Raw genomic sequence first — 24,839 nt, 5'->3', positions numbered from 1 at the left:
AGAGCGCAGGACGTGCTTGCTGACAATAGGGTCATTGCAGTGAGCGAGCTGCCGGCCGCCGATCTACCGGGCCTTGCAATTTTTCGTTTTTTGCTGCGCCCAACTCCAAAGTTCGGTTATGAATCGGGACTGGCCGGACGGCCTGCCCACGTTGCAATTGTTACAAAGGAACACGCATATGGCGACTGGAACCGTGAAGTGGTTCAACGGCAGTAAGGGATTTGGATTTATCCAGCCTGACAATGGCGGTCAGGATGTTTTCGTTCACATTTCCGCCGTTGAGCGAGCGGGGCTCTCGACCCTCGCCGATGGCCAGAAGATCAACTATGAAATCGAACAGGACCGCCGCACTGGCAAGTCCTCTGCTGGCAGCCTCAGCAAAGCTGGCTGAATCTTCTCCAGCGTCCTGGCAACAGCCGATGGACAAGGTGCATCCAGGCTGGGAAGCCAAAGCTGTTTGAAAGGGAAGGCGGGGCTGGACCCCGCCTTTTCACATTCCGGGCAGATGCAGATGGTGCCGATGGCAGCTTGCGCGCTCCAGAAAAACCTCGATTTCTGAAATCAAGCTGCGACCTTCTTGCGGGTCCGCTTCGCCGGCGCCGGCGTTTCCGGCTCTTTCGGTTTGCGGCCGAGCCCCATCGTCTTGGCCAACGCCGAACGCGTTGCGGCGTAATTCGGCGCGACCATGGGATAATCCGCCGACAGACCCCATTTGGCGCGATAGTCGTCCGGCGTCAGCCCATAATGCGTCGACAGATGGCGCTTCAGCGATTTGAATTTCTTGCCGTCCTCAAGGCAGATGATGTAGTCCGGTGTCACCGACTTCCTGATCGATACCGCAGGCTTGAGAGCCTCCGCTTCTTCTGCGGAAACGCTGGCGCCGGCAGTGCCTTTGAGTGCCGCGTAGACCTGGCTGATCAGGGCAGGGAGATCAGCTACCGGGACCGGATTGTTGGACACATACGCTGAGACGACATCGGCGGTGAGCTCGATGAGAGTGTCGATGTTGTTTTTGGCTTCTTCCGTCATGAAACTCTCCAGATGGCTTGAAAGACAGTCGGGGAAGCGTCGCTACATAGTGGCGGTTGCCGCGGAAAGCAATAAAGCCCAGGCAAGACTATTGCGATGCTCGTCCTGCACCGCGGTTGGTAGCAACGCTTCCCGCCCATATCACGTTGATGGCGAAGCTGATCGGCACTGCGGCACTGCGGTTGTCGGCGAAAGTACCGCCATAGTGCGGGATCGCCTATCATCCAACTTGATCGTTGCGCTGGAGCTGAATGAATGCGCCTGGCAAGGGTGCAGTCGGGGCTGGGACTGCACCGATGGTCCGTGGGCATGCCTTTCGGCGCCAATCCCGAGAGGTAGCCGTTTTGCTCTTCGCAGTTGCACAAAAATATGCCAAAGGCGACACCCGCGATGGATAACGCTAGGGAAGGAGGCTTCGCTTGAGCATATCTGCTGAGACCAAGGCGATCACGCCGCCGGACATTCGCTTGCTGTAAAGGCCAGGCTCCGCTCGTCTGCCTGACAGCTGACCCCGGTCGCCCGGTTCATCGATCCGCACTGCGATGTTGTGCTGGTGGGCGACAGCGTCGGCATGGTGCTCCACGGCCTGCCTTCGACTCTCGGCGTGACGCTCGACATGATGATCCTGCACGGCAAGGCGGTGCGGCGTGGCCTCAAGCGTGCGCTCATGGTCGTCGACATGCCGTTCGGCTCGTATGAGGAAGGTCCCGGGCAGGCTTTCCGAAACGCAGCCCGGGTGATGGCCGAGACCGGTTGTGCGGCCATCAAGATCGAGGGTGGCGAGGCAATGGCGCAGACGATCCATTTTCTCGCCGCGCGTGGCGTACCGGTCATGGCCCATGTCGGCCTGACCCCGCAGGCGGTCAATACTTTCGGCGGCTATCCTGTGCAGGGCTGGGGCGAGGACGGTGAGCGCATCCGGCGCGATGCCAAGGCAGTGGCGCAGGCCGGTGCTTTTTCGGTCGTTCTGGAAAAGGTGCCTGAGCCGCTCGCCCGGCGGATCACCGAAGAGGTGGCCGTCCCGACGATCGGAATCGGGGCCTCGCCGGCCTGCGACGGGCAGATCCTGGTGGTCGACGACATGCTTGGCCTGTTCGGCGACTTCCGCCCGAAATTCGTCAAGCGTTACGCAGAGCTCGGACAAATTGCCGAGGCGGCGATCGCGGCTTATGCACAGGATGTTCGCGAGCGCCATTTTCCAGCGGCCGAGCATGTCTTCGGCGATGCGCCAAAAACCGTCAAAGGAGGAGCGGCAGCGTGAGCATACCGATCGTCCGGACTGTCGCGAAATTGCGCAGCATTGTTTCAGCCTGGCGTCGCGAAGGCCTCAAGGTTGCCGTCGTGCCGACGATGGGCGTGCTGCATGAAGGTCATCTCAGCCTGGTGCGATCGGCACTAGAGCGCGTGGATCGGGTGATCGTGACACTCTTCATCAACCCGAGACAGTTCAACAATGAGGCTGACCTTGCCGCCTATCCACGAACGGAGCACGAGGACGCTGCCAAGCTCGCGCCGCTGGGCGCCCATATGCTCTACGCACCCGATGCCTCTGAAATGTATCCGGAAGGTTTCGCCACCACGGTCTCGGTGAGCGGGGTGAGCGATGGGTTGTGCGGTGCGTACCGCCCCGGCCATTTCGACGGCGTGGCAACTGTCGTAGCCAAGCTCTTTCTGCAGACGGGCGCCGATCTTGCCTTCTTCGGAGAGAAGGACTTCCAGCAGTTGCACGTCGTGCGCCGGCTGACGCGCGATCTCGATATTCCGATCGAGATAGTCGCTTGCCCGACGGTGCGCGAAGCCGACGGTCTGGCAATGTCGTCGCGCAACCTTCGCCTCTCGTCCGTACTGCGACAGGCGGCGCCGAGCCTCGTGGAAATCCTGTTCGCGTCGGCCGAGCGGCTGGCGACAGGGGCGACAGCCGACGACGTACTCATTGAGGCGCGGCAGGCAATCCTGGCGGCCGGCTACAAAGAAGTCGAGTATCTTGAACTGCGGGCCGACGATGACCTCGCGCCGCTCGACGCCGCGGACAGATCGACACGCATCCTCGTGGCCGCATGGCTGGGGGGACATCCGGCTCGTTGACAATGTGTGCGTCCGGCCAAAGCAAAGCACTTCCAAAAGGTTTGCTTCACCTGCAGCCGCTTAAGTCTCTGACGCATCCAAGTCTGCCTCAAAACCCTCGACTCCCTGCGCGGGTGAGCTTGCCACCCCGATAGCACGGATGTTTCCGGCGGTGGCGTACGCAGTTTCCGGCCCCATTCGAAGCGCCTCGCTGGTCCATGTTCCCATCACGGGCTATTTCACCGAGTTCACCGGCTACGTCACCAACAATGCCGGATCATTCCGAATTGGTCGAGCGACCTCGCTATTGCGAAACTATTGCGAAGCGGTTTGGGCCATTCCACGGTTACCCGGATCATCGCCAAGCGTTTCGCCAAAAATGAACGGCGCTTAGCCAACGGCCGAGAAGCTAAAGGAAATTATCGGCGGGAAGGTTCGCAAGCGCGCCTCCACAAGAGCCCAGAGACGTAAGAGCTATCTTGAGATTTTCGAGGCGGCGGTTCCCGACCCGGCGGATATTGGCTTGGCAGGTGAGTGAGGCCCGAACCGTCACTGCAGTCGGGTTTCCTAGGATAGACAAGGTCACGGTTGCCCATGTTCCAACCAGTTTTCGAGTGCCAGTCCAGGCACGAGGGAAAACTCGCGCTCATTGTCTGCGACCGGCGTGGCGTCGATCGCCAACGCTTGCGCGGCAATCCATGTATCGTTGGCCCCAATTGGCGTTCCTTGAAGCTCCAGAAATGCTCGAACCTTCGCATAATGTCGCGTTGTGTCGTAGTCGACTCCGACAAACGGGAGCCGTTGAGCCAGCGCGGCCAAGCGAGCGCGGTTGCGGTCGCCATAAGCGCTGTTCTCGGCGCCGAATTCTAGTTCGCCCAGCACACAATGGCAGAGAGCCGCATGGCGCTCAGTTGCTCGGACTCCAATCGTCCACGCACCTCGATTCGACCTTTCATAGCCGCTATCAGGATATTCGTGTCGAGAAGGTAGAGTGACGTCACAATCTAACCGTCCAACGAAGTCTCATGTTCAGCCTGCTTGTCGTCAGGCGCGACCAGATCGATTTCATCGGCGTCTGCCCAAAAATCACGAAAGGCGTCGGCCGCCACGCGGGGATGGTCGGGAACAAGGCGCGCGATCACCTTGCCGTGCCTGGTGACGGCGATTTCTTCGCCAGCTTCGACTTCCGCCAGCAAAGCTGAGAAGCGGGATTTCGCCTCCACTACGGTGATGCTTTTCATCGGCGTCTCCATAAAATGACCACGTGGCCAGAATATATGTGCAAGAGCACGTCGTCAAACGAACCCTGCACCGTCGGGTCACAGACGTGATTCCGCAGCCTCATGTAAGATTCGTCGAATTGCACCTGCGGACTTCTCGATCACAACTCCGCAAGCCGCCGCTTTCGTGTTGAACCGTCATCGCCTTGACAACACATTCAGCTATCGTGAGCGGGTTCCGGTGATGCATCTGTTCGCACAAATTAGCTGTTCAGCAGATCGGGAGGAAAGAATGAACGCTGAGGCTTTCGGCACCCCGCTGTTCGTGAAACGTGACACATACATCGTACAAGAGATTGCGGACCTCGCGGACGCCATCGATTTCCTCACTGAATGGCCAGACGATCGCAGGGACGGAGTCCACGAGATCGCCCTTAGGACGTGCTATGATGCCTATGATGGGCGAAAGCCTGTGAGTGCTGCCCGCAACGCCTTTTTTGGCTTTGCGAAACGGGTCGCCATATTGGAGGATGAAACTTCCGCGATGCAGTGGCTCGCCGCCTGCAAGTCGGGCACCGGAAAGGTGCAAGCATAGGTTTTGGCCACTTCTGCTGCTGGGACTTCGTGGATGGCTAGAGGCGCGTTGAGGGAGGTTCGCCATGCCGCATAACAGTTTTGCTCGTCCAGAGCAATTGGCAATGCTCAGCAAGGCCCTCGCGGAGCTAGGCGGCCATTTCCCGCCGGACAGCCCCGAACGCGAGGCCTTGGCCGCGAAGATCATGGCGCTGTTCGAAAGCGGGGCCGGCACGCTGAAAGAGATCAAGAAGGCGCTGAGCGACCGAGACGCTGCTCCTTGAACCTCACTGGCCTTGTCCGGTCCCAAGGGGTGAAAGCGGCTCGCCCGTAGCAGCAGGCGGTTTCCGTTCTTGCTGCGGATCCAGCCGATGGGCGCTGCCAGCCTGCGGCCGTTTGACAAGCCGGCCATCGGGGCGCTAGCACCATCCAAAGCTGAGAGTCGCAGGGCAGAACTGACCGCATCCATCGGGCTGCGCGACCTCGACCGGCTTACACCCAACTGGACTTATCGCGCATCAGCATGGTGATGCGACATCTCCTGTGTTGAGAGCGCGATGACGGAGCTTGGTTGTGACGCAGCTGTGCGCGAAGCGCCCAGCTGTCGGCAGGTGAGCGAAGAACGACTTGGTGGAGGTGAGATAGTCATGCGGCGTGAAGATTCCCCGCCCTTTGCGGCAACCACACTGATGCCTCTTCAGAACCCGGTCTTTCGCTCGATCTGGACAGCCACGCAGATTTCCAGCCTCGGCTGGCTCGTCCAGAGCGTGGCTATCGGCTGGCTCATGGCGACGATTTCAGCCTCCGACCTGATGGTGGCACTCGTTCAGGCTGCATCTACACTGCCCGCCTTCTTCTTGTCGATCCTTGCTGGAGCCATTGCAGACAGTTTTAGCCGCCGCGGGGTGATGCTTGCCGGACATTGCCTGATCGCACTGGCGTCCACGACGCTGGCTCTCGCTGTCGGTCTGGGCTTTGTCAGTCCGTGGTTGATCCTCGGATTGGGTTTTCTGGCCGGATGCGGCTTTGCCTTGAATGATCCAGCCTGGCACGCCTCCGTCGGTGATATCCTGGAAAAGCGCGAGATACCCGCTGCGGTGACACTGATGTCGGTGGGATATAATATTGTCCGAAGCGTAGGTCCCGCACTGGGCGGTGTTATTTTGGCCTTCCTTGGCCCGCTGGCAGCATTTGCATTGGCGGCGCTGAGCGACCTGGTCCCGTTGAGCGCTGTCCTGCGCACCAAGTGGCAGGTTCGCTCTTCGCCTCTTCCGCGCGAGCGCATGGCGACCGCCATTCATGATGGCATGCGCTTCACCGCGATCTCCTCGGAGATCAGAGTGGCGATTGTGCGTGCAACCCTGTTCGGGCTGTCGAGCATCTCGATCCTTGCTCTCCTTCCCCTCCTCGTCCGCGATCAGCTGGCGGGTGGGCCACTTGTTTACGGCGTCCTGTTGGCCGGCTTCGGCACAGGTGCCTTTGTCGCAGGCATTAGCAATGGTTACTTGAGACGCATTGCGACCCAAGAGCGATTGGTCACGCTGGCGTCCGTTGCCTGCGCAACGTGTTGCCTTTTGCTGGCCGTCACATCATCCGTGACGGTGGCGGCGATCGCGCTTGCAATCGGTGGCGCAGGCTGGGTCGTCACCTGGACCGGAACCGACGTGTGTGTGCAGTTGGCAAGCCCAAGGTGGGTCGTTGGTCGCACTCTGTCGATCTATTACGCTTTGACCTACGGCGGTATGGCAGCCGGCAGCTGGATCTGGGGAGCTGTCGCGCAGAACTATTCCCTGACGTGGGCTTTGGAAGGTGCTGCAGTGGCACTGTTGCTGGTTGCAGCAGCGGGAAAGGTATTGCCGATACGACTATGGGAAGAATCGGATCAAGGGGCTGCCGACTTCATCCCACCAGAACTGGCCCTTACTCTCCGGCCGAGGAGCGGTCCAATCGTGGTCAAGGTGGAGTACTCGATCCCCGAACCTAATATCGAGGCGTTTCTGCGCTGCATGCGCGAAAGGCGGCGCGTTCAGACCCGTGCCGGTGCGCGCAATTGGACGCTGCAGCGAAATCTTCAGAATCCGACTCTTTGGACTGAGACATTCCGCACTCCGACATGGACGGATTACCTTCGTCTAAATCATCGCCTGACTTTGGCTGACAGGGAGGTAGCCGAGCGCCTAGCCGCTCTGCAGGCTGATGGGTCTTCTCCTCATCTCGCACTTTCGATCGAACGGTCGACAAGCCCTGCCTCTGGCAGCGAAGTTCAGCCTGTGCCCTTTGTATCGCGCCCGTAGCTGACGTTTGAAACGGCGCTCGGCGGGCACTCTCGCAGTTTTTGGGAAACCTGATTCGCAATTGACGCGAGCAGTTGTTGATCTACGTCACGATCTAGCTATTGCCTTGGCAGGCTGTGCAGCCTGCCGCTCGCTCCTCCTGGAATGGTGAATGCACAATCCTTACGGTTTGACCCTCGTGGGTGGCCGTCAGCAACGCGAGCACTGACACTGACTACAGAAGGGATGAACCATGATGCTCTCCGGCGTTCCCAGTCCATGGCCAAAGCATTGCGAAAAGCTTTGGCCATGCGGCAGATCGATTTGTCGGCAGCGAATGCCCATGAAGTAGTCCCTCAGCAGCATGGCATTTCAGACGGGAACGTTCTCAAGTCGGTTTGCGGTGTTGGGATATCACTCTCACTGACGATTTTTGTGGAGCATGGTGGGCAGCAGGGAGCTGCGTCGTTCTATCAAGCCGCATTCGGAGCAGTGCAAACCAATGCGCATTTTCAAAAGAGACGAAGTGAGCTGATGGCCGTCGACATGCGGCTTGGGGATCGGACGATCTCTGTTTGCGGCGCTAACCCTCGTCGTGAAACTGAGCCACTTCGGGGCGGCCCATTTTTCCCGAAAGAACTTGGCTCGGTCAGCACGACGGCCTCGGGAGGCCGCGAAATCAGTGCCGTATGCGTATCCGCCTGAACATGAGGCAGGCCCTTAGTGGGTCTGGCCGCAGGAGTCGATCGGTTCTTTGACCGGGGGTTAACGAAAAGTAGCGGGCGAGCGCATCACTGCCACTTTCCCAGCTTTCCGCCGACGGTAACACTGAAATCGGAGGAGACTGGAAATGGATGCCAACGTCCCCGGCCTATAAGAGGTCAGTATGGACCGCGCACCTGTTTCGGAAATTTTTGGAAGAATTTCGGCAAATGGCACGACAAGGCGCGCCAGGCGTCACGGCAGAGCTCATTTCGGCCGACGACCCTATCGTGAGGGTCGCCGCCTCATACATAGCTTGTCATCGACCTGGATGACGTGAAATGTCCATCGCCGCTGCACTCGAATTTCTAAGGCCGCGTCCTCGGCTATGAATAAAACGCCTGTAAATAGTCAATAATAATCATATGTTTGGCCGTTCCGTCGGTGGCTTGATGAATGGTGAATAAAACATACTAAGTGCCATGGGTTTTGGATCTGCCGCTGATGTAGGCGACTACCCTGTCAGGGTCGACGTTCCATGCCCTCGCGTTTTCCGGTGTGATCGCCGTGATTATCTCGGCCACTAACCCAACGAGGTGGTCCCGGTCTTCATCATTCAGGTTCTGGAAATAATCCGAAGCGAACGACCGCACGTCGTCTTCCGGGAGGCCATCCTCCACGATGGTACGGACAGCCTCGTCGATGCGCCTCCGCTCACGCAGTTCGACAGACTTCGGCACCCGCCTGGTCGCCACCGCAGCCGTGTAGTTTTTCGACGTCTCCTCATAGGCGTCGGCCACGGCGCCGGCCATCAATGACGCGTCGCCCAGTTCGTAGAAGAGGATGAGTCCGGACAGGTATGCGCTGCGGTTGATGCCGATGAACGAGATCGGCGGCAGGCCCTGCCATAGCAATGGCACGTTGGCCATGAGCCGCCCCATCCGCTTGTCGCCGTCAATGAAAGCCTGCAGGTAGGAGAACTCGGTCAGCAGCAGGAAGCTTGCCTCGAACGGGTCCTCGACTTGTTCCGCTTTCCAGAGCAGCTGGCCCAGGTCCTGCGTGAGCTGGGTGCGATCGCCGCTCGGCTGGTAGCTGGAGCCTTGAATCTTGACCGGGTTTCCCCGCACCCGCCCAAGGTCTTCGGGCAAGATCAGGTCGCGAAGGAGCATCGCGTGGATTCGGGCGGCGAACTGGGGGTTGAGGACGGGCCTCCCCACGCTATCGAGCAGCTCGGAAATCGCGTGCTTGTGGTTGAGGATCATGGTTGCCTCCGCCAGTTCGTGGCCGCTCGCTTTCTGGCCGTATTGAAGGAGGACTTCCGTGTCGAGATAGGTGTACGTGTTCCCTTCAAGGTTCGATGATGCCCAGGCGAGGTCAATCAGGAAGCGTTCCGCGATCGCCCTGCTATATGTCGATGCATCCAGGGCCTGGTTTACGCCTTCCGCGGCGGCCCTGATGCGCGCCAACTGTTCCGCTGGAAGCCATGTTGTTGTGTTCGGGACGTAACCTCCGATCCGCTCAGGGTCATACGGAACCTCGGGGCGGTAGTGCGGTGCCTTCGAGAACCAAGACGCTGCTGGGGACAAATCGAACGATGCGCCGCGGGTTTCTCCCGTTTTGATGACGATTCCGTCGGCGACGAGCCTGGCCATCGCCCGGGACACGGTTGGCTGGCTGGCGCGGCTAGTCAGTTTCGCTACGATGCCAGTCTGCGACATGCCGATCCCGGCGCGGGAAAGGATGCTGACGATCTCCTTCTGAAGAGTGTCCAAATTTCGAAGTGCCATCACGGGATGCATGGGATTCACCATTCACAAGTTCACGCAGGGACGACTAAGCGCCCGCCGCCCTGCAAAAATCAAATGAGAATATCGCCATTCATGAATAAATAGAAGCATAAAAACGATTTGTTTACAACGATATAAAAACTACCGGAAGGTGTCTGAATGAATGAAGAATAAATCGTTCACCTCGGACCGACCGCAGATGTAGCCTCAGTTCTCGGTGAGCTAAGCCGAGTGGCCAGTGAGCGCGCCTCCGCCTTGACAAGGCGACGCGCGTCTAACTTTGGATGCCTTGTACGGACCTGGAGCTCCATAGGATCGACTGATCGCGACAAGGGCGAACGGCGTCTCGATGCGCTCTGGAGAAGCCTGACTCCCTTACGGGAACGGGGCGACGGGCGCTGGTCTTTCTGGAGTAAGGTCCAGGTTGAAGCGTTAATTTGGGAGTTGGTGGCGGTTGCTACCGAATTAGCGCAAAATTGCCTGAAACTGCATTGTCAGGAGAGGGTTCTGGGGGATGCGGATCATGCTCATACCGGGGGTGCCGTCATGCGCTCCTGTGTGGTTGGCCGCGACGGCGTGGCCGGAAGAAAGCCGCGCCAACATGCAGGGGATGAGAAAATCCAACAGCCCCATATCGGTAAGAATTGCACGTTGATTTTTTTGGACATTGCTCCAACGTGGGGGTAGTTCGATTCCGGCCTGGAGTGCGGCTAATGGTCGACCAGGAGGCCGCTGTCATCGCCAAAGAACTCGTTCGATTGCCGCTCCAAACCGCCGAGCTTGGCGATAAGATCTCCATCAAGGCAACCGTCGCGGCAGATCGCAACCGCGGTCCGGACCTGAGCGGAACGGACTGTGAGCTTACCGAACGCATCGTCTTGGAGACCCATGTTTCTCGCCGCGTTCGTTATTTTCGATCTACATGAATGACGCCCCCGGTGTCCCTTCATAGGTTTTCGCCACCTGTCGTGATAAATATCAGCACCCCAGGTATTCGCTACGAGTGCAGCAGCGTCGAAGATGCAGCCGATCAGCTGCTCCAGTGGACTAAGCACGGTCCCAGATGGAACGAGGCCGTACGCGTCTGTTTGTCCGCCTTGGCCGGAGAACTGACGCCTGACGATGCCCGCATCGCCTTCAAGGCAGCCGCCAGAGAGGAAGGCCTGCTTGTCTAGCAATCTCTATCATGGATCGAGCGGAGGCCCGGAGAGCGCCCGAGAAATTCGAGGCCGGCGCCGGTCCGATCTGAAACCGTTCTCGGCAAAGGGAAGGTCGGCACGCGCCATGACGGCACGTCATTACCCGTAACCCATTCGATCACTGGCACGTCCGCGCGAAGCCGATCTGCAGCGGCCGAGCCGGCACGCCGCACCAGATTGGTGCAGTGCACATACCACTGTCACACATCAGCCCCAATGTGCTGTCGCGGGCGGGAAACCATCTTCAAGCGGAGGTTCAAGAAATGTCCAAACCCACTGACAAGTCCAGCGCAACCGAAGCCACCGAATTTGCGGCATTCAATCCCGACAAGGCTACCGATCAACTTCGCGCCGTCGCTGACAAGGGCATGGAGCAAACGAACGAGGTGCTTCAAAAATTCAAATCAGGCGCTGAAGAGACCCAGAAGGCGCTCGAGTCGAGCGCCGAAACCGTGAAGTCGGCCGGCAACGAGTTATCGCTGAAGATGATCGCGGCATTGCGCGCGAACGCCGAAGCTGACTTCTCGCACCTTGAGGCTCTGGTCCGTGTGAAGTCGCTGTCCGAAGTTTTTGAGTTGCAAAGGATCTTTCTGCGCAAGCGCGTTGAAATGGGTGTCGAGCAAGTCAAGGACATCCAGGCGCTCACCGCCAGGGCGGCGGCCGACGTTTCCAAGCCGGTCAAGGACGCCTTCGCGAAGGCCCTGAAGGGCCTCGAGGCCGCCTAGTTTTCTAGATGATCCAATCAATGCGGGAGCACTCCTCGATTTCAGGCTACCCGTCATTTGCCGGTCAGGGGCCTGTCGTGCAACGCGGGTTTCTGGCCGGAGCCCGATTTGGAATGGTGGTCCATCATGGTCGACCACTCCCCCCGCAACCGGGACTTGCCAAACAGTCGCTCGCCTGGACCGGCAACGTCCAGCGCCGGAACTCGACGGCGCGATGTGCTCATCTGCCGGCGGGACACCGAAACAGTCGCGACGGTCATCAAGCGCCCGAGGTCCGCTCGTGGCCGGATCGGGTGGCAAGGCCGCGGCCTCGTCGACCGTGACCCACATCGACGACCTGGTCGGCACACCAGCTCCTTGTCGAGGCGGCGCCGAACGGCCGTCCCAGAGCGTAGACCAGGGACAAGGTGGATCTTGTCTGTGCCCAAGAGAGTCCGAACCCTGTTTCTTCTTCGGCCAAGTGGTCAAAGGCCTTGCGATTTGGCGATCTTGCTGCGTTATCTCCTGGCGCAATGTAAACCGGCCTGGCTTTTGGCCAGGCCATTCTGCAGTTGTTATGAAGGAATAAGAAGATGGCGACTGGAACCGTGAAGTGGTTCAACAGCACCAAGGGCTTCGGCTTCATCCAGCCCGATGGCGGCGGTCAGGACGTGTTCGTCCACATTTCGGCTGTCGAGCGTGCCGGTCTTTCGACCCTCGTCGATGGTCAGAAGATCAAATATGAAATCGAGAAGGACCGCCGCACCGGCAAGTCTTCAGCTGGCAGTCTGAGCAAGGCAGGCTGACTGTCTTGCGCGCCGCGCAAACGTGACGGAGCCAAAAGGCCAGGGCAGCTTTTTCTCAGCCTTCACGAATTACAGGCCAAGCCAGACAATTTGCAAGGAAAGGCGGGGTGTTTCCCGCCTTTCTCAAAATACCGGCCGGAAGGTGCGTCTGAAGGCGCCGTTCGCCACCTGCCTCATCCAAAGCCTGGTGGTTTATCCCACACACCGACAAGCTGATGCCCCTGGTGAGAATACCGGCGAAAAGTTCGGAGAGGCGGCCCGCAGCTATCTGGCCCCGCGCCACCGAGACTCGCACAGCGCCTACAGGCTGACACTCACACCGTCGGCCGTCGCCAGCAGTCTGCTGCCGACGGCTCCTTGTCATTGATTCCACATAGGCGCGCAGCAGCACGTTTGGGTCAGCGGCCCCCGGCCGCAGCGCTATCCTCGATGGCGGCTGGCACCTTTTGTGGCGCCGCTCCAGCCGGCGGATCGTCCTCGGTCCTCAAGTCCAACTGCCCCCAGATCGACGTCTTCCGTGGGCCGGATTTCGGCTTCCGTGAGGGTTTGACCTCGATGATGAACGGTTTTGTCTGCTTGCGCATTGATCCTCCAGCCGATTCGCGGCGCAACGATACTTCGCTTATCGGCAAAGGCAACTGTGCCGGGCATTGGGAAGTGCTCAGGAGACATACCCAGCAAGGTCCGGTGGCTCAGGTGCCGCGACCCTATTGCCCGGTGTGTATATCCGCGAGTGCGGAGCGCCCGGCGAGAGCCGCCAATCACATTGCCATTCCTTTTGGAGGACATTGACTTTTTTATTCACAAGGCCGCTTCGTGGTAAAAAAGATCTCCCTCGATATAAACAACGCGCTCTGCCGTCACTTTGCGGCGCGGCGCCAATGCCAACGACATGCCTATGTGATTTTCGTCCCGCCAATCCCTGTGAATGTCATTCGGGCTTGGCGACGCAAGGATCCGGGCGGTGTTGTCAATCGGATGGCACCAAGTTTTCGCGAGCGCCGGCTGCGCAAGCAGTAGCGACAACGCCGCAAGCACAAGTTGGCGATGGAGCCTGAGCATCGTGCCGGGCCATCGCCCGATATTGAAAGGCGACAGTTGCCTTCTTCTAAGCTCGTGCCTTTCGCTTGTCAGGCGCCTTCGCAGCAACCTTGCGGCCGAGACCGCTCGCTTTCGCCAATTGCGATCGCGAGGCCGAAGAGTTCGGGGCGACCATCGGATAGTCGGCGGGCAGGCCCCATTTGGATCGGTATTCGTCCGGTGTCAGCCCATAATGGACGTTTAGATGGCGCTTCAGCGATTTGAACTTCTTCCCGTCCTCCAGGCAAATGATGTGGTCCGGGAACACCGACCGCTTCGGGTTGACTGCGGGAGCCTGCGCCGGCTTCTCGGGTTCGGCGGGCTGTCCGAGTTTCGACAGCGATTGATTCACGCTGTGAATAAGATCCGGCAGAGAGGAAATCGGCGGCGCGTTCTTGCTGACGTAAGCGGAAACAATGTCAGTTGTTTCAGCCCGAGCATGTTAGTCATGTCCTCAGCCAAAGCAGGTTCTCCTTTCGAAACATTCATCTTTCTAACTTCCAAACACAATCAACGGGAAAATAGCATGTTCATCCGTAACTCAACGCGTCAGCGGTGACTGCAGGATTCCACATAGTGGATTTGCCGACGGGACTTTCGGAACACCGGCAAGCGTCGCTGCATTTCCCCAGGGTAATCTACCAATCAGGTGATTCGCGCGGCTCGCCGTTCGGCCAATACGGTCCGAAACGTCTCCGGATCCAACGGAAGCAACATCTCCACTTCACTAGTACCTCTGCACAGAGGTTATGACTCTTTGGAAGTCGGCTTGGGATAGGCTTTGGCCATCTTAAGGCGTGCGTTTTCGGTAGAGAACATCCAGTTGATGCGAGCGCCACTGGTGTTTGGCAGGTGCTCCCAGGCAGCGGTCTCCGCGACGAGGCGATCATAGCTATTGATGCGACGATCGAGGCACTGGCCGCGCAGGACGCCGATTTCGATCTCGACCATGTTGAGCCAGCTGGCGTGTTTGGGCGTGTAGTGGAATTCCAGCCGTCGAAGGACGCGTCGCGCCTCTGAAGCAGGCAGAGCCTGGTAGAGCGCGGCGGCCGAGTGGGTTGACAGATTGTCGAGCACCACCCTGACGCGTTCGGCCTGCGGGTAATGGATATCGACGAGGTCGCGCATGCAATGGGCAAAGTCTTCCGCGGCGCGCCGCTCGGTGACCTTGACTTTGCGCCAGGAGCGGTGTGCGTCGAGGAAGACGAACAGGTTGGCGGTGCCGTTGCGCTTGTACTCGCAGTCATACCGCTCAAGCCGGCCCGGTTCGGCCGGGATCGGCTGTCGCACCTCGCCGATGAGTTGGGTCGGGCTTTCGTCGAAGCACACCACCGGTCGCTTCGGGTCCGGTGCCTCGGCATAGAGGTCGAGCACGTCCTCCATGCGCGCGACATACTCGGCGTCGACCTTGGGGATGCACCACATGTCCTTGCGCCAGGGCTTGAGATCGTTGTCTGCCAAGCGTCGGCGCACCGTCTCGCGCGACAGTTCCTGGTGATCGGTCAGCTTGACGAACTCACCGGCCAGCAGTTCCAGGGTCCAGCGGGCGCGGCCCGGCGGCGGACTGGAACAGGCGGTGGCCACCAGCAGGGCTTCTTCCTTGCCCGTCAGCTTGCGTTGCGCGCCTGCGCGTGGCTCTTCGCTGAGCGCCGCCTCCAGACCCATCTCCACGAAGCGGCGCTTGGTGCGATAGACAGTGGAGCCGCCGACCACCACCGTCGCGGCAATGGTCTCGTCACCCAAGCCCGCGTCGACGGCGAGCAGGATCTGCGCCCGCTTGAGCTTGCGAGCCGGCTGCTTGCCGCCTGCCAGCATCGCTGTGAGTTCATCGCGTTCGGGTTGGTCGAGATCGACACGATAGCGTAGATTCATCCAGAAAGCCTCCTCGGTTGCCAAGGGTTCCGGATGAATCGAAAATTGAATCAATTACTTGACGGGCAAACGCCTGCGGGTCCCAGCTTCACCGAAAAACAGGGCCAGTACCTCGCCTTCATCTGGGCTTATATGCAGATCAACCGCCAGCCGCCGGCCAAACGCGACATGCAACGCTATTTCGGCGTCACCCCGCCGTCCGTCCACCAGATGGTGCTAACCCTCGAACGCTCCGGCCTCATCCGCAGGCAACCAGGTGTCGCGCGCAGCATCCAACTGCTCGTCGACCACGACATCCTACCCAAACTTCAGCCGGTTCAACCCGTCATAACCTCTGTGCAGAGCTACTAGAGTAATATCAGCGCCAGCGGTTAGCTACACGCGACAGCGAAGCTGGTGTTCCATCGTGCGGACCAGCATTACAATTGGCGCCCATCAAGACGGGGCCTGTCTGATGGCGTCCCGCCATGTCGGCGCTACCCAGCCGCTCGCCGATTGCGGGGACTGCTACGGCCGAGCCGGTCCCTGAATATGATTGATCGACGCGGTTGGCGGCGAACCCATCGGGCCGCACCCGCTGTCGCGGTTCGGATCGCGGCGGCAATAGCTTACATGAAACAAAAGGGCCGCCCGAAGGCGGCAAAATCGGGAGTGCCCGAATCTGCAATGGGATTGACGATCCAGGACGGGCCAAGCTTACCCCACGTCAGCGCAATTGCAATCGGTGCGTCGCCAGCCTTCCTGTTTACGGAATATTAGGCCTGTTTTCGCATCATCGATCCGGGCGGCTGAGTAGTGCGTTCCGCCCGCACCCCATTTCAGTCATGGGGCTGCCAAGCCGCCGGGGCGGTTTACTGCTTCGCAGAAGCGCCGTTTTTCGACCGATCTGTGACGCCAAGACCTTTCAGTGATCTCAGTGATCTCGGTCTCGAGCTGACCGGCAGCTACGGGCTCGCCGAACGATGGCCACTGCTGGGCGCTGCGGTCGCCTCGGCGGCAATAGGACAGCCGGCCAAATCATCATACCGGCTGTCTGCAATCGCCTCACGAGCGTCTTGACTCTCCTATGCCAGGAGCCTATCCCCCGCGGTGTTAGCACTCGCCATTGATGAGTGCTAACTAATGTCCGGAACCGCCGGGCGTACTGGTTTGTCCGGCTTCGCCGGATAGAGGGACAGTTCTCACCGTTCTCATCGAGGAAGAAAAAATGGCAAAGTCGAAGTTCCGCCCGCTTCATGACCGCGTGGTCGTTCGCCGGGTCGAATCCGAATCCAAGACCGCCGGCGGGATCATCATCCCCGACACGGCAAAGGAAAAGCCGCAGGAAGGCGAGATCATCGCTGTCGGCTCCGGCGCTCGTGACGAAGCCGGCAAGCTCGTTCCGCTGGACGTCAAGGCCGGCGACCGCATCCTGTTCGGCAAGTGGTCGGGCACTGAAGTCAAGCTCAATGGCGAAGACCTTCTGATCATGAAGGAATCCGACATCATGGGCATCATCGGCTGAATATCGGCCTCTCTTTCACCTGAATCTTCATCTTCGGGCTCTCTGCGAGCCCCTGCCAGGAGCTAAACATGGCTGCCAAGGACGTAAAATTCTCCCGTGATGCCCGCGAGCGCATGCTGCGCGGCGTCAACATCCTCGCCGACGCGGTGAAGGTCACGCTCGGCCCCAAGGGCCGCAACGTCGTCATCGACAAGTCGTTCGGCGCCCCGCGCATCACCAAGGACGGCGTCACCGTCGCCAAGGAAATCGAGCTCGAGGACAAGTTCGAAAACATGGGCGCGCAGATGGTCCGCGAAGTTGCTTCGAAGACCAATGACATCGCCGGCGACGGCACCACGACCGCGACCGTTCTGGCGCAGTCGATCGTCCAGGAAGGCCACAAGGCGGTTGCCGCCGGCATGAACCCGATGGACCTGAAGCGCGGCATCGATCTCGCCGTCACCGAAGTCGTCGCCCACCTCACCAAGAACGCCAAGAAGATCAAGAGCTCCGAGGAAGTCGCCCAGGTCGGCACCATCGCCGGCAATGGCGACGAGTCGGTCGGCAAGATGATCGCCGAAGCGATGAAGAAGGTCGGCAACGAGGGCGTCATCACCGTCGAGGAAGCCAAGACCGCCGAGACCGAACTCGAAGTCGTCGAAGGCATGCAGTTCGACCGCGGCTATCTCTCGCCCTACTTCGTCACCAACGCCGAAAAGATGGTTGCGGATCTGGAAGACGCCTACATCCTGCTGCACGAGAAGAAGCTGTCCAACCTTCAGGCCATGCTGCCGGTTCTCGAAGCCGTCGTGCAGACCTCGAAGCCGCTGGTCATCATTTCGGAAGACGTCGAAGGCGAGGCCCTGGCCACGCTGGTCGTCAACAAGCTGCGTGGCGGCCTGAAGATCGCCGCCGTCAAGGCGCCGGGCTTCGGTGATCGCCGCAAGGCCATGCTGGAAGACATCGCCATCCTCACCGGTGGCCAGGTCATCTCGGAAGACCTCGGCATCAAGCTCGAGAACGTCGGCCTCAACATGCTCGGCCGCGCCAAGAAGGTGTCGATCTCCAAGGAGAACACCACCATCGTCGACGGTGCCGGCAAGAAGGCCGAGATCCAGGGCCGCGTCGCCCAGATCAAGCAGCAGATCGAGGAGACCACCTCGGACTACGACAAGGAGAAGCTGCAGGAACGTCTCGCGAAGCTCGCGGGCGGCGTTGCGGTGATCCGCGTCGGCGGTGCGACGGAAGTCGAAGTCAAGGAAAAGAAGGACCGCGTCGATGACGCCCTCAACGCGACCCGCGCGGCCGTGGAAGAAGGCATCGTTGCTGGCGGCGGCGTCGCCCTGCTGCGCGCTTCGCTGAGCATCAAGGCGGTCGGCGCCAACTCCGACCAGACCGCTGGCATCGCCATCGTGCGCCGTGCGCTGCAGGCTCCGGCCCGCCAGATCGCGGCCAACGCCGGAGCTGAAGCCTCGATCGTTGCCGGCAAGATCCTCGAGAACAAGGACGCGACCTTCGGCTACAACGCCCAGACCGGCGAATACGGCGACATGATCGCCATGGGCATCGTCGATCCGATGAAGGTCGTGCGCACCGCTCTCCAGGACGCGGCCTCGGTCGCCGGCCTGCTCGTCACCACCGAAGCCATGATCGCGGAGGCTCCGAAGAAGGAGTCGGCTGGCGGCGGCATGCCTGGCGGCATGGGCGGCGGCGGCATGGGTGGCATGGGTGGCATGGACTTCTAATTGACGAATGATCCCGAAAAGTTGCAGACTTTTCGGATAAGATCATTCGCAATGAGAACTCCATAAAGCACGCCATCAACTGACAATGCTCAACCCGCAAGCGGGTTTGAGGGGCAGCCTGGATTTCTAATCGAACCCATTCAGCCTTCAGATACGAAAAAGGGCGGCAGCGATGCCGCCCTTTTTCGTTCTGCAAGGCCCATGCCGCGCGATGCTTGCGTCGAGCGCCCCTGTCAGCCAGCGCCAGCTGGCACCGAAGCGTGACGAAATGCGCCGAACACGCCGTGAATGACGAAACCGAGAGCGGATTTCCTTCATGCAGGATTTCTGCCCACGCGACCGCGCTCCAAGGCGCCTCAACTGATCGAACCAGGCCTTGTCCGTAACACCGACGAAGAGACGGGCCATGGCCTAACCTCTCAGCTCCGCCCTGTTCTGAAGCGCCGACCCCTGGCACTCCACATGGCCAGCTCCGCAGTCTGCGAACCAACCACTGCGGAGCACAATTCCATGTCGTCGCCCTCGCCCCGCTCCGTTCACTTCGACGTCCCTACGCATCCCACTTCTGTCATTTCGCGAGCGCCCGCTCGAGATCTGATAGCAGCTTTTCGCGCCGGCCCTTGGAAAGTTTGGCCAAGTTGTCGACCTTCCAGCGCACTGCCGGCAGTTCCGCGGCTCCGGGCACACCAAACAAGCTCCAGTCAGGTTCGCCGGCCTTGAAGGATAGGAGAAGACGCCGGTGCTCGGCAGGCATCTTGCCAACGACCTCGGCGATTAGAGCTTCACGAGCATCGTACAACGCTTCCAGGGTCACGGGCTCTTCCGTCATGCCAGCAAATCCAGCGTCAAACTCCCGGCGCAGGTCTTTGCGCGTCGGCGCCAAAACCTCCGCCAGCGGCCTGTTGTGGCTCAGCATGTACACAATGAAGGCGCGCCGCAGCTCATCGGACACGCCCTCATTCGCGAGCAGATCCCTGACGTCAAACAGATCTCGCGGATGCTGCCGATCCAAGGCCGCGACTATCTTGCCGGCATAGAGGTCCGGGAAGGACACAACAGGCACCTCGGCATAGCCGAAGAGCTCTTCAACTCGGTCGCAAACCGCCCGCGTTTCGGGCGCGTAAACGCAGCCACGAATGACAGGCGTCACCTCGATCTTGATCTGTACACTGTCGGAGGCAATCAGCACCTTTGTGGCAGCGCCATCACTGTGCAGCGGCACTACCTGGGTGCGGCTACGCGGCACATTCTTCCCTATTCGAGCAGCAATGCGTCGTATCGCAGCGTCGATATTGGCGAGGGAAGTCGCGCGATCCTCGACCGGCAGATAGGCCAGATCGATATCGACCGACAGGCGCGGAAGGTTTCTGACGAAGAGATTAATGGCCGTGCCACCCTTCAATGCAAAGACAGCCTCCTCAGCAACGAGTGGCAGGACCCGAACGAGGAGGCTGACTTGCGCGCGGTAAGCCTCAGACGCCGGCATCGAGTGTCTCCGGCACAGTGATCTGATACTTGCTGTCCAGCCGACCCCCGACCACGATCTGGCGCTTGCCACGACCAAGGTCGATACGTTTGAGATCGAGCCGGCCGAACCACGGATGGGCGTGCCGCTCGGCGAACCAGAGAAACAGTCTCTTCACCTTCACGGAGCCGCATGCTTCCAGCACTGCCTGAACCCGCTTCGGGCTCAGAGTGCGAACCGACTCCATTAGAACGTCAGCTTGATGGAAGGTCTCCCGGAATGGGAGAAGGTCAAGAAGCTCGCAAAGTGCTCGCTCCGGCGCGGAGACATCGAGCTCCCATCCCCAATGTCCCCATACAATGCGCGTCCTTCCAGGTGCGTCGGCATCGAAGAGCTTGTCTGCCTTGTGTTCGACGAACTGAGCGTCGGTCTGTATCCGCTGGACCCAGCCAGGCAGGCTGCCATAGGCATAGAGGTGGATTTTAGGCTTGCCCGAAAAGCGGTGGTAGTGGGTCAGGCCCTGCAGTTCGAGGGCGCTGCGGCCGCCGACATGCACGGCTTTGTCGAGAAGTCGCTGGAGCGAGATCATCACGCGCTGCCAGGCCATGGTCTGCTCGACGTTGCCGATCGGTCGCTGATAGACGCCGCGGACGACACCTTCGAGCCAACCCTGCGCCACGTATTTTTCACGCCACTGCCGACGGTAGCCGTATTCATCCAGCCAAGCAGTATCGACCACTAGCCCCTCGGGGAGCAGGCGATGAAGCTGGTTTATTTTTTCGTTTTTTCGACCTATCATTGGTAGGGGAAAATAACACGAGTCCAAACCGCCAGGCAAGTTCGGAGGTTCGTATTTTCGACCCATCAACGGTAGGCATAAAGGCGCAATATTCAAACCACCAGGGCAAAACGCATCTGGAGGAGGAAATGCCGACCTTTGAACATGATGCGATCCAGCAAAGACGGAGACGACCTATTGACGCGACCGGCCTGTCGTTCCACCGCCTTAAAGCTCATCGGCGGCCAGGTCGCTGATTGGAGGGGAGCCCAGCCACTGAAACGTCTGCCACACACCCGGATCCTGCAGGCCGACAAGCGTTATGATTCGGACGCGACCCGCCGCCTGATCGAAGCCCCGCGGCCATCGCGCCAAAGGCGGCCGGCGCTTGGAAGAACTGCCTCTCGCCTGTCCTCTACCACGACCGAAACGCCGTCGAACGCATGTTCTGCCGGCTCATTGCGATACGATGCGAGCCTCTTGCCGTCAAATTACCCAGCGGCGGTCTGCACCGCTGCGATCGTCGGCCTTGGTTATGAGTCCGGGCCCTGGATCTAGGCCCTGAAACCCGTCTGAACCTATCAGGGGAGTGAATGACGACCATAATTACAATCAATTTTACCTCTGTCGCGCTATGGCGAAGCTTGCTCGGCGATCCCAACGTTCCGAGGAACGGCAGGCGCGGCCAGCGGCGGAATGGTGTTGATCTGTTTGGCGTACGCTATGGCGATCCGTCGCATCATGTTGGAATTCAGTGCAAGCTCAGGGCGATGGACAAGTTCTCACGGAGGATGAGGTCCGCGACGGCATTCGCAAGCCACGTGGGGGTTGTCGGGACACCCTTTCTGCCCCTTTCGCACGTTTTGCATCTTGAATGTCAGAAAAAGATAGCCTATTTTCTGACGCATGAAAACGGCCATGACATCAGTTCCCGATCGGGTCATGCGCCGCGCCCGCGCCGGCGGGCGTGGCGGTGTTTTCACGCCCAGCGACTTCCTCGACGTCGCGGGGCGCGCTGCTCTCGATCAGGCCCTCTCCCGCTTGGTCAAGAGTGGAAAGCTGCGCCGCCTGGCGCGTGGCCTCTATGACTATCCGAAGGTCCATCCGAAGCTGGGCCAGCTTTCACCGGCTCCCGACGATGTCGCGCGTGCGCTCGCGCGGGAGACTGGTTCAAAGGCGCAGATCGCCGGCGCGCACGCCGCCAATGCGCTCGGCCTCTCGACGCAGGTTCCCGCAAAGAGCCTTTATTTGACGGACGGGCCCTCGCGCCGGATCGTGCTGGGTAAGCGCGTGGTCGATTTGCGTCACGCTTCGCCCAAGCATCTGATCGCACCGGGCAGTCCTGCCGGAACAGTCGTCCAAGCACTTCGCCACGTCGGGCCGGTGCGGGCCGCCGATGTGGCTCAGCTCGCCGCGCGCCGGCTGTCGGCCAGCGACAAGAGGCTACTCGCGTCCAACGCAGTTCAGGCTCCCGCCTGGATGCGTCCGACACTGATCTCGATCGGCAACACAGCGTCGAACGCAGCGAATGGATAAGGTCGCCCTTCTACCGCCGAGTGATCGGGCAGCGCTTTTTGGCGAAACTGGTGCCGGGCGCGGCGTCGCCAACACGATCATCGAGAAGGACTTCTGGGTCTGCTGGACCTTGAAACGATTGTTCGGTCTTCCGGAGGACGCCGCAGCCAGCCTAGTCTTCAAAGGCGGAACGTCCCTGTCCAAGGCCTTTGGCATCATCCGCCGTTTCTCCGAGGACATCGATTTGTCCTTCGACCGGGCCGATCCCGGCTACACAGGTGATCGCGATCCAGAAAAGGAGGGCATCAGCCGGAAGAAATCAGGTCAACTCATCGACGACCTGGTGGGAGATGTTGAGAAGCATATAGCCGACAAGCTGCTTCTTGCCCTTCGTTCCGCGATCGTCCAAGAACTCGGCGAACCGCAGCACGACGAGTGGTCGTTAGCGATCGATGAAGCCGACGCGCAGACACTGAACTTCCACTACCCAGTAGTGCTTCCGACGGCCGAGTATCAAGGCATGGCGTACATCACGCCACGGGTTAAGCTTGAGCTCGGCGCCCGCGGCGATCCATGGCCCGCCGAGAAGAAGGTCATTCGCCCCTACGCGGCCGACGATTTTCCCGATTTCTTCGAACATCCGGATACGACCGTCACGGTCCTGTCTGCATGGCGCACCTTCTGGGAAAAAGCCACTGCCTTGCACGCGGAAGCCCATCGTCCGGCAGAGTGGGCGACCCCGCAATATTTCTCGCGCCACTACTATGACCTCGCCATGATGCTCGACTCCGACGAGGGCAAGGCTGCCGCCGCTGATCTCGAGCTGCTGGCAACCGTGGCAAAGCACAAGGCGACATTCTTTCGCTCGGGCTGGGCCAATTACGATACGGCGCGCCCAGGCACTTTGCGGCTGATGCCAAGCGAAGCCCGGATCAACCGTCTCAGAGCGGATTATCGGGCAATGGCGCCGATGATGTTCGATGACACCTCGCCGTCATTCGACGACATTCTTTCCAGAATTGAGAAATTCCAGGGGACCATCAACAGGTAGGCGCACGATTTGCCGAGAACTCCAAACTGACTGCGCGCGAGAAACCATTCAGCCGACACGATCATCGCTGCCAACGAGCTCATCAGGCCTGGAGCGTCGCCTGTTAGCCGCAATATGGAAAACCGAAGACGAAGATCCTGCTAGCGTGGAATCTGCGCTCGCGGCCTTCCTCACGATGTATGGGCTTCTGCCCTGACTCGAAGACATCACCTGGAAAGCAAGCTATGTACAATCTTTTTGTCTCGGGATGGTCAGACCAGTGGAAAGGCGATCCCTGTGTGCTTGATGCCAGCCGCTGCGTCCGCCACCATGAATATACGGACGAGCAGATCGCCGATCAGTATGGCTCGCTCGACCAAGTGGCGCTGAAGGAGCTGAAGCGCCTGCCCTCTATCTTCGCCTACGAGGCTGGCTGTAAGCTCGACCCGAAATTTGGCCTCATTCGCGAGGTCACCGTGCGCCGCGGCCAGGTGCGGATCGAATACGAGATCATCCCGGTCGATCCGTTCCTCGCGGCGGCCGATTTCGATTCCCTTAGTTTTGAGCTGGACATCGGCAACTGGGAAATGACCCGCACCCATTGGGCAGTCAAGGACGTGAACCTGCCCAAGGAACTGCACGCCGCACGCGGGATCATGCTGCCGTCATGGACCCGGCAGGCAGGGCGGGACGTGGACATTACCCGGCACAATTTCGATGTCGGCCTCTCCTTCCCCGGTGAGGCGCGTCGGCTGGTCGAAGAGGTCGCCCGCGAGCTTGAGGCGCGCATCGGCCCCAACGCCTATTTCTACGACAACAATTACGTGTCCCAGCTCGCGCGGCCCTCGCTCGACACCCTGCTCCAGGACATCTACCGCAACCGGTCCAAACTGATCGTCGTCTTCCTCGGTGAGGACTATCAGCGCAAGGATTGGTGCGGCGTCGAGTTCAGGGCCATCCGCGAGATCATCATGGCGCGCGAGGATCAGCGCGTCATGTTCGTGCGCGTCGACGACGGCGCCGTCGACGGCGTGTTCCGCACCGACGGCTATGTCGATGCGCGCCGCTTTTCGCCCGCCCAGATCGCCCAGTTCATCGCCGAACGCGCGGCCCTCATTGCCTAGCCGTCCAGCGCGGTCGGCGGCAGCGCGACGCAGCAGCGGTCAACCAGGACATGGCGGCGCTTGGGCGCGCCGGGATCGGTGAGCCGCGGCGTCGCCGAGATAATGGCCACCTTCCAGCCCGACAGTCCCGGCTGCGGCGCCTGCATGACGACCGACAATACGGTGAGCCCGCGACGCTCGAGCTCGGCCACGCACTTCAGAATGTCGTTGTAGAGATCGCGCCGCCCGCGATCCGATCGAGCGCCTCGTCGCTGACCTTGTCACCGCGTTCGACACGTTCGAATGTGGACAGGGACACGCGCGCGAAGTCGGCCAGCGTCGTGGCCTTCCACTGCTTGAGATGCCGACCCCAGCGCATCATCATCGCGACGAGTTCGATGGCCGGGGCCG

26 protein-coding genes and 4 pseudogenes are annotated in these 24,839 nt (G+C 60.1%); 18 read left to right on the top strand and 12 right to left on the bottom strand.

The features are described 5' to 3' along the window. The first annotated feature begins 178 nt into the window (after positions 1–178). Positions 179–391: a cold-shock protein gene (locus ACFSQT_RS09000; RefSeq protein ID WP_379018043.1), complete on the top strand. Its 213-nt coding sequence runs from the start codon at positions 179–181 to the stop codon at positions 389–391. Positions 392–561: 170 nt separating this feature from the next. Here ACFSQT_RS09000 and ACFSQT_RS08995 read toward each other — a convergent pair whose 3' ends face one another. After that, complete coding sequence (locus ACFSQT_RS08995) at positions 562–1,029, bottom strand: Ros/MucR family transcriptional regulator (protein ID WP_379018042.1); 468 nt, start codon at positions 1,027–1,029, stop codon at positions 562–564. 419 nt (positions 1,030–1,448) lie between these two features. Between ACFSQT_RS08995 and panB the strand changes: the two are divergent. Both panB and panC read left to right on the top strand, forming a co-directional pair. Continuing rightward, a pseudogene (panB, locus tag ACFSQT_RS08990) lies at positions 1,449–2,290 on the top strand (3-methyl-2-oxobutanoate hydroxymethyltransferase). Further along, a pseudogene (gene panC, locus ACFSQT_RS08985) lies at positions 2,287–3,178 on the top strand (pantoate--beta-alanine ligase). Before panB ends, panC begins: the two co-directional pseudogenes overlap by 4 nt. A gap of 497 nt (positions 3,179–3,675) precedes the next feature. Here the strand turns inward: panC and ACFSQT_RS08980 are convergent. Together ACFSQT_RS08980 and ACFSQT_RS08975 are read right to left on the bottom strand one after the other, a co-directional pair. Further along, complete coding sequence (locus ACFSQT_RS08980; protein WP_378976967.1) at positions 3,676–3,975, bottom strand: PIN domain-containing protein; 300 nt, start codon at positions 3,973–3,975, stop codon at positions 3,676–3,678. Between the two features lie 122 nt (positions 3,976–4,097). Beyond that, entirely contained in the window at positions 4,098–4,334 is a 237-nt protein-coding gene (locus ACFSQT_RS08975; protein WP_095090524.1) for a type II toxin-antitoxin system Phd/YefM family antitoxin, read from the bottom strand. 271 nt (positions 4,335–4,605) lie between these two features. Between ACFSQT_RS08975 and ACFSQT_RS08970 the strand changes: the two genes are divergently transcribed. The 4 genes from ACFSQT_RS08970 to ACFSQT_RS08955 all read left to right on the top strand — a co-directional run bounded on the left by ACFSQT_RS08970 (position 4,606) and on the right by ACFSQT_RS08955 (position 7,864). Then, positions 4,606–4,908 (top strand): DUF982 domain-containing protein, encoded by a 303-nt coding sequence (locus ACFSQT_RS08970; RefSeq protein ID WP_095090292.1) that lies wholly within the window; start codon positions 4,606–4,608, stop codon positions 4,906–4,908. 64 nt (positions 4,909–4,972) lie between these two features. Then, entirely contained in the window at positions 4,973–5,170 is a 198-nt protein-coding gene (locus ACFSQT_RS08965) for a hypothetical protein (protein ID WP_143748889.1), read from the top strand. A 363-nt stretch (positions 5,171–5,533) separates the two neighbouring features. After that, positions 5,534–7,180, top strand: a complete 1,647-nt coding sequence (locus ACFSQT_RS08960) for an MFS transporter (protein WP_095090523.1) — start codon at positions 5,534–5,536, stop codon at positions 7,178–7,180. Positions 7,181–7,438: 258 nt separating this feature from the next. Beyond that, on the top strand, positions 7,439–7,864 hold the full coding sequence (locus ACFSQT_RS08955; protein WP_379018041.1) for a hypothetical protein: 426 nt from the start codon (positions 7,439–7,441) through the stop codon (positions 7,862–7,864). Between the two features lie 470 nt (positions 7,865–8,334). Here the strand turns inward: ACFSQT_RS08955 and ACFSQT_RS08950 are convergent, their stop codons facing one another. After that, positions 8,335–9,660 carry a Fic family protein gene (locus ACFSQT_RS08950; RefSeq protein WP_379018040.1) on the bottom strand — a complete coding sequence of 442 codons (1,326 nt, stop codon included), beginning with the start codon at positions 9,658–9,660 and terminating at the stop codon, positions 8,335–8,337. Positions 9,661–10,361: 701 nt separating this feature from the next. Here ACFSQT_RS08950 and ACFSQT_RS08945 point away from each other — a divergent pair. The 4 genes from ACFSQT_RS08945 to ACFSQT_RS08930 all read left to right on the top strand — a co-directional run bounded on the left by ACFSQT_RS08945 (position 10,362) and on the right by ACFSQT_RS08930 (position 12,357). After that, positions 10,362–10,574, top strand: a complete 213-nt coding sequence (locus ACFSQT_RS08945; protein ID WP_378926234.1) for a hypothetical protein — start codon at positions 10,362–10,364, stop codon at positions 10,572–10,574. Beyond that, a complete protein-coding gene (locus ACFSQT_RS08940) occupies positions 10,575–10,823 on the top strand; it encodes a DUF982 domain-containing protein (protein ID WP_378926232.1) in 249 nt (82 codons plus the stop codon). A gap of 287 nt (positions 10,824–11,110) precedes the next feature. Continuing rightward, complete coding sequence (locus ACFSQT_RS08935; RefSeq protein WP_379018108.1) at positions 11,111–11,572, top strand: phasin; 462 nt, start codon at positions 11,111–11,113, stop codon at positions 11,570–11,572. 572 nt (positions 11,573–12,144) lie between these two features. Beyond that, complete coding sequence (locus tag ACFSQT_RS08930; RefSeq protein WP_379018039.1) at positions 12,145–12,357, top strand: cold-shock protein; 213 nt, start codon at positions 12,145–12,147, stop codon at positions 12,355–12,357. A gap of 398 nt (positions 12,358–12,755) precedes the next feature. Here ACFSQT_RS08930 and ACFSQT_RS08925 read toward each other — a convergent pair whose 3' ends face one another. The 4 genes and pseudogenes from ACFSQT_RS08925 to ACFSQT_RS08910 all read right to left on the bottom strand — a co-directional run bounded on the left by ACFSQT_RS08925 (position 12,756) and on the right by ACFSQT_RS08910 (position 15,309). After that, complete coding sequence (locus tag ACFSQT_RS08925) at positions 12,756–12,941, bottom strand: hypothetical protein (protein ID WP_095090288.1); 186 nt, start codon at positions 12,939–12,941, stop codon at positions 12,756–12,758. A 217-nt stretch (positions 12,942–13,158) separates the two neighbouring features. Continuing rightward, positions 13,159–13,419 carry a hypothetical protein gene (locus tag ACFSQT_RS08920; protein WP_095090287.1) on the bottom strand — a complete coding sequence of 87 codons (261 nt, stop codon included), beginning with the start codon at positions 13,417–13,419 and terminating at the stop codon, positions 13,159–13,161. Positions 13,420–13,465: 46 nt separating this feature from the next. Continuing rightward, a pseudogene (locus ACFSQT_RS08915) lies at positions 13,466–13,864 on the bottom strand (Ros/MucR family transcriptional regulator); the annotation flags it as partial. Between the two features lie 320 nt (positions 13,865–14,184). Further along, positions 14,185–15,309 carry an IS630 family transposase gene (locus tag ACFSQT_RS08910; protein ID WP_379018038.1) on the bottom strand — a complete coding sequence of 375 codons (1,125 nt, stop codon included), beginning with the start codon at positions 15,307–15,309 and terminating at the stop codon, positions 14,185–14,187. Positions 15,310–15,342: 33 nt separating this feature from the next. Between ACFSQT_RS08910 and ACFSQT_RS08905 the strand changes: the two genes are divergently transcribed. The 3 genes from ACFSQT_RS08905 (at position 15,343) to groL (ending at position 18,537) form a co-directional block, all read left to right on the top strand. Beyond that, entirely contained in the window at positions 15,343–15,660 is a 318-nt protein-coding gene (locus tag ACFSQT_RS08905; RefSeq protein ID WP_379018037.1) for a LexA family protein, read from the top strand. A gap of 856 nt (positions 15,661–16,516) precedes the next feature. Beyond that, positions 16,517–16,813, top strand: a complete 297-nt coding sequence (gene groES / locus ACFSQT_RS08900) for a co-chaperone GroES (RefSeq protein WP_006203049.1) — start codon at positions 16,517–16,519, stop codon at positions 16,811–16,813. Between the two features lie 68 nt (positions 16,814–16,881). Next, complete coding sequence (gene groL / locus ACFSQT_RS08895; RefSeq protein WP_379018036.1) at positions 16,882–18,537, top strand: chaperonin GroEL; 1,656 nt, start codon at positions 16,882–16,884, stop codon at positions 18,535–18,537. 568 nt (positions 18,538–19,105) lie between these two features. Here groL and ACFSQT_RS08890 read toward each other — a convergent pair. Together ACFSQT_RS08890 and ACFSQT_RS08885 are read right to left on the bottom strand one after the other, a co-directional pair. Further along, the gene (locus ACFSQT_RS08890; protein ID WP_095090284.1) at positions 19,106–20,023 is read right to left on the bottom strand and encodes a nucleotidyl transferase AbiEii/AbiGii toxin family protein; all 918 of its coding nucleotides are present in this window, start codon (positions 20,021–20,023) and stop codon (positions 19,106–19,108) included. Continuing rightward, the gene (locus ACFSQT_RS08885; protein ID WP_379018035.1) at positions 20,010–20,840 is read right to left on the bottom strand and encodes a type IV toxin-antitoxin system AbiEi family antitoxin domain-containing protein; all 831 of its coding nucleotides are present in this window, start codon (positions 20,838–20,840) and stop codon (positions 20,010–20,012) included. Before ACFSQT_RS08885 ends, ACFSQT_RS08890 begins: the two co-directional genes overlap by 14 nt. A 138-nt stretch (positions 20,841–20,978) precedes the next feature. Here ACFSQT_RS08885 and ACFSQT_RS08880 point away from each other — a divergent pair. The 4 genes and pseudogenes from ACFSQT_RS08880 to ACFSQT_RS08865 form a co-directional block, all read left to right on the top strand. Next, a pseudogene (locus ACFSQT_RS08880) lies at positions 20,979–21,338 on the top strand (transposase family protein); the annotation flags it as partial. Positions 21,339–21,722: 384 nt separating this feature from the next. Then, positions 21,723–22,316, top strand: a complete 594-nt coding sequence (locus ACFSQT_RS08875) for a DUF6088 family protein (RefSeq protein WP_095090522.1) — start codon at positions 21,723–21,725, stop codon at positions 22,314–22,316. Then, positions 22,309–23,346: a nucleotidyl transferase AbiEii/AbiGii toxin family protein gene (locus tag ACFSQT_RS08870; RefSeq protein ID WP_095090282.1), complete on the top strand. Its 1,038-nt coding sequence runs from the start codon at positions 22,309–22,311 to the stop codon at positions 23,344–23,346. The genes ACFSQT_RS08875 and ACFSQT_RS08870 overlap by 8 nt, the downstream gene beginning before the upstream one ends. A gap of 224 nt (positions 23,347–23,570) precedes the next feature. Further along, on the top strand, positions 23,571–24,449 hold the full coding sequence (locus ACFSQT_RS08865; protein ID WP_095090281.1) for a toll/interleukin-1 receptor domain-containing protein: 879 nt from the start codon (positions 23,571–23,573) through the stop codon (positions 24,447–24,449). Here ACFSQT_RS08865 and ACFSQT_RS08860 read toward each other — a convergent pair. Continuing rightward, complete coding sequence (locus ACFSQT_RS08860) at positions 24,446–24,640, bottom strand: hypothetical protein (protein ID WP_095090280.1); 195 nt, start codon at positions 24,638–24,640, stop codon at positions 24,446–24,448. The genes ACFSQT_RS08865 and ACFSQT_RS08860 overlap by 4 nt on opposite strands. A 5-nt stretch (positions 24,641–24,645) precedes the next feature. After that, positions 24,646–24,813, bottom strand: a complete 168-nt coding sequence (locus ACFSQT_RS08855) for a hypothetical protein (protein WP_167392293.1) — start codon at positions 24,811–24,813, stop codon at positions 24,646–24,648. Positions 24,814–24,839 lie beyond the last annotated feature (26 nt).

Source organism: Mesorhizobium calcicola, from assembly GCF_042682105.1.
In the GTDB taxonomy this organism is placed as follows: domain Bacteria; phylum Pseudomonadota; class Alphaproteobacteria; order Rhizobiales; family Rhizobiaceae; genus Mesorhizobium; species Mesorhizobium calcicola.
The sequence above is the reverse complement of the archived record's forward strand: the minus strand, read 5'-3'. Positions and strand labels throughout refer to the sequence as shown.

Excerpts from the sequence above, each read along its gene's own strand:
- ACFSQT_RS08855 (WP_167392293.1), bottom strand. The coding sequence starts at position 24,813 with ATGATGATGCGCTGGGGTCGGCATCTCAAGCAGTGGAAGGCCACGACG.
- ACFSQT_RS08960 (WP_095090523.1), top strand. The coding sequence starts at position 5,534 with ATGCGGCGTGAAGATTCCCCGCCCTTTGCGGCAACCACACTGATGCCT.
- ACFSQT_RS08945 (WP_378926234.1), top strand. The coding sequence starts at position 10,362 with ATGGTCGACCAGGAGGCCGCTGTCATCGCCAAAGAACTCGTTCGATTG.
- ACFSQT_RS08925 (WP_095090288.1), bottom strand. The coding sequence starts at position 12,941 with ATGCGCAAGCAGACAAAACCGTTCATCATCGAGGTCAAACCCTCACGG.
- groL (WP_379018036.1), top strand. The coding sequence starts at position 16,882 with ATGGCTGCCAAGGACGTAAAATTCTCCCGTGATGCCCGCGAGCGCATG.
- ACFSQT_RS08935 (WP_379018108.1), top strand. The coding sequence starts at position 11,111 with ATGTCCAAACCCACTGACAAGTCCAGCGCAACCGAAGCCACCGAATTT.
- ACFSQT_RS08955 (WP_379018041.1), top strand. The coding sequence starts at position 7,439 with ATGGCCAAAGCATTGCGAAAAGCTTTGGCCATGCGGCAGATCGATTTG.
- groES (WP_006203049.1), top strand. The coding sequence starts at position 16,517 with ATGGCAAAGTCGAAGTTCCGCCCGCTTCATGACCGCGTGGTCGTTCGC.
- ACFSQT_RS08865 (WP_095090281.1), top strand. The coding sequence starts at position 23,571 with ATGTACAATCTTTTTGTCTCGGGATGGTCAGACCAGTGGAAAGGCGAT.
- ACFSQT_RS08875 (WP_095090522.1), top strand. The coding sequence starts at position 21,723 with ATGCGCCGCGCCCGCGCCGGCGGGCGTGGCGGTGTTTTCACGCCCAGC.
- ACFSQT_RS08995 (WP_379018042.1), bottom strand. The coding sequence starts at position 1,029 with ATGACGGAAGAAGCCAAAAACAACATCGACACTCTCATCGAGCTCACC.
- ACFSQT_RS08965 (WP_143748889.1), top strand. The coding sequence starts at position 4,973 with ATGCCGCATAACAGTTTTGCTCGTCCAGAGCAATTGGCAATGCTCAGC.
- ACFSQT_RS08970 (WP_095090292.1), top strand. The coding sequence starts at position 4,606 with ATGAACGCTGAGGCTTTCGGCACCCCGCTGTTCGTGAAACGTGACACA.
- ACFSQT_RS08920 (WP_095090287.1), bottom strand. The coding sequence starts at position 13,419 with ATGCTCAGGCTCCATCGCCAACTTGTGCTTGCGGCGTTGTCGCTACTG.
- ACFSQT_RS09000 (WP_379018043.1), top strand. The coding sequence starts at position 179 with ATGGCGACTGGAACCGTGAAGTGGTTCAACGGCAGTAAGGGATTTGGA.
- ACFSQT_RS08940 (WP_378926232.1), top strand. The coding sequence starts at position 10,575 with ATGACGCCCCCGGTGTCCCTTCATAGGTTTTCGCCACCTGTCGTGATA.
- ACFSQT_RS08910 (WP_379018038.1), bottom strand. The coding sequence starts at position 15,309 with ATGAATCTACGCTATCGTGTCGATCTCGACCAACCCGAACGCGATGAA.
- ACFSQT_RS08975 (WP_095090524.1), bottom strand. The coding sequence starts at position 4,334 with ATGAAAAGCATCACCGTAGTGGAGGCGAAATCCCGCTTCTCAGCTTTG.
- ACFSQT_RS08870 (WP_095090282.1), top strand. The coding sequence starts at position 22,309 with ATGGATAAGGTCGCCCTTCTACCGCCGAGTGATCGGGCAGCGCTTTTT.
- ACFSQT_RS08930 (WP_379018039.1), top strand. The coding sequence starts at position 12,145 with ATGGCGACTGGAACCGTGAAGTGGTTCAACAGCACCAAGGGCTTCGGC.
- ACFSQT_RS08905 (WP_379018037.1), top strand. The coding sequence starts at position 15,343 with ATGAATCGAAAATTGAATCAATTACTTGACGGGCAAACGCCTGCGGGT.
- ACFSQT_RS08890 (WP_095090284.1), bottom strand. The coding sequence starts at position 20,023 with ATGCCGGCGTCTGAGGCTTACCGCGCGCAAGTCAGCCTCCTCGTTCGG.
- ACFSQT_RS08950 (WP_379018040.1), bottom strand. The coding sequence starts at position 9,660 with ATGCATCCCGTGATGGCACTTCGAAATTTGGACACTCTTCAGAAGGAG.